General features: G+C 30.3%; 3 protein-coding genes. 2 read left to right on the top strand and 1 reads right to left on the bottom strand.

Annotation, left to right across the window (positions count from 1 at the left end; genetic code table 11):
- Positions 1–105 precede the first annotated feature (105 nt).
- Positions 106–789: a hypothetical protein gene (locus tag H9628_RS11860; RefSeq protein WP_251834353.1), complete on the top strand. Its 684-nt coding sequence runs from the start codon at positions 106–108 to the stop codon at positions 787–789.
- Between the two features lie 111 nt (positions 790–900).
- On the opposite strand, the gene H9628_RS11865 is transcribed toward H9628_RS11860, so the two are convergent.
- Entirely contained in the window at positions 901–1269 is a 369-nt protein-coding gene (locus tag H9628_RS11865) for a hypothetical protein (protein ID WP_251834354.1), read from the bottom strand.
- Between the two features lie 29 nt (positions 1270–1298).
- Here H9628_RS11865 and H9628_RS11870 point away from each other — a divergent pair, with 29 nt between their 5' ends.
- On the top strand, positions 1299–1745 hold the full coding sequence (locus H9628_RS11870) for a hypothetical protein (protein ID WP_251834355.1): 447 nt from the start codon (positions 1299–1301) through the stop codon (positions 1743–1745).
- Positions 1746–1956 lie beyond the last annotated feature (211 nt).

Below are 1956 nucleotides of genomic sequence, written 5' to 3' on the forward strand. Positions count from 1 at the left end.
CGCTAAGTTTAAAGTCCGGATTTTGTACGGAGATCTGGGGCAGCAGCCGCAACCCTCCATATACGCCGGACGTTAGCTGCAATGTTATAGCAAATATAATCGATAATGAAAAAAACTATAGTACTCATTTTCCTATTCTTACAAATCTGTTTTTATAAATGTCAAAAAATTGGTGTTTATGAATCTTATAATCCCGAACTAAAACATGCTCATTTGAATGGATTTTTCAATGCTAAACTATTAAATATTGAAGATTTAAACTATAATATAAAACCTTTTTTCGATTCTCTATTTATAGAAAATAAAATTGCAGCCACCAGATTGACTGATTTTAATATTTCAATATTAGATAATTTTGATCCAATTTATGGAAATAAAAAAATTGAAAAACAACTTGAAGAATATTGTAAAAGTAAAAACATTGATGCTTTAATTATTATTAAATCACATAATATTTATCATTCATTAAATCCATTAAAAAACACTTTCAATAATGATTTAGATTTTGGAATTTTAACCCATAAATCTTCAAATAATGAAGTTTTATACTATAATAATATTATTCTCCTATATTATACAATCAAAAAAAAGAAACTACTGTATCCTGTCAGAAAAAAAAGTGAAAATTTATTTTATCCTTTAACTTCAATTAAACAAGATTCTGATATTTATGACATTACTACAAATAGATTAATAAATCCTGATTTACAAACAAAACTTTTTTTAACTAATTTTAAGAATAGATTACAACTAAATTTCAATAAAATCCTTGAGGATATTCAAAAATAACACTACAGCTAACATTGTATTGGCAAAATGCGGGATTAAATTTAAAGTTTAACTATTTCAAACATTTATCCGCCAATATTTTCCAATTCCACTTTTTTGAGTAACTTAGTTTCATTGAAAAAATATTGGCTTCGCGTCGAACTGAATTGAACTTTCAGTTAAATCCCGCCCGCACTTCGCCAATACTTTTACGTTACCGCCCATACTACCTTCCGCCGGTCCAAAATCCGTTTTTGTAATTAATTCAGCATTGGAAATCCGTGCTTTTTCCGAGAGCATGACAACGGGTTCCGGCATTTCGTGATCACTAAGTCGCTCCGGTATTATGTTCCTCGCGCGTACGGGCGGTAACATCGTATATGGCGGATTGCGGAAGTCTGCTTTTGTATCAGAATTTTCGCTAAGTTTAAAGTCCGGATTTTGTACGAAGATCTGGGGCAGCAGCCGCAACCCTCCATATACGCCGGACGTTATCTGCAAGTAAATCGAAACAGCCCGAAATTAATAATTTGAAAAATAAATATCTTATATTAACATTTTCTTTACCATTTTTAGCGCTATTTTTTTACTTTTTTGTTTTAAATTCTCCTGAAAGACAAATTAAAAAAACTGTTGATAAATATTGGACTTGTATAGAAAATAATGAATTTAACAATTCACTAGAATTATTTGAGGATGGACAAGTATATTCAGGAGCAATGCATATGTATTTCTACAAACTACGGAAAAATTACTCAACAATTAAACCCCAAATAACTCCTATAGACAGAATTCAAATTAAGGACACAATAATTTTTGGAACTGAAAAAAAATATGTAAAATATGAGTTTAATAATAAGAACGCAGAAATAAAGCCAATTGTTTTAACTTTTATATTTTGGAAAAAAACAGGCTTTGACAAAATTGACAACCCAACCTACCTTAAAAACTTTTTGGATTGGGATAAAAAACAATAAAAAATGCCTGCAGATAACAAGCTATTTCTATTAGCGGGGTTGAAGTTTACATCATAAAGATTTTCGCAAATTGGTCATTTTGTTATATCTATAAAAATCAATTATAATAATCCCCGCCAACAGAAATACCCAATCGTTACCGCCCATACTACCTTCCGCCGGTCCAAGATCCGTTTTTGTAATTAATTCAGCATTGGAAATCCGTGCTTTT

The organism is Kaistella pullorum, from assembly GCF_014837035.1.
Taxonomy (GTDB): Bacteria; Bacteroidota; Bacteroidia; order Flavobacteriales; family Weeksellaceae; genus Kaistella; species Kaistella rhinocerotis.

Coding starts and splice junctions, on each gene's coding strand:
- H9628_RS11860 (WP_251834353.1), top strand. CDS start 106: ATGAAAAAAACTATAGTACTCATTTTCCTATTCTTACAAATCTGTTTT.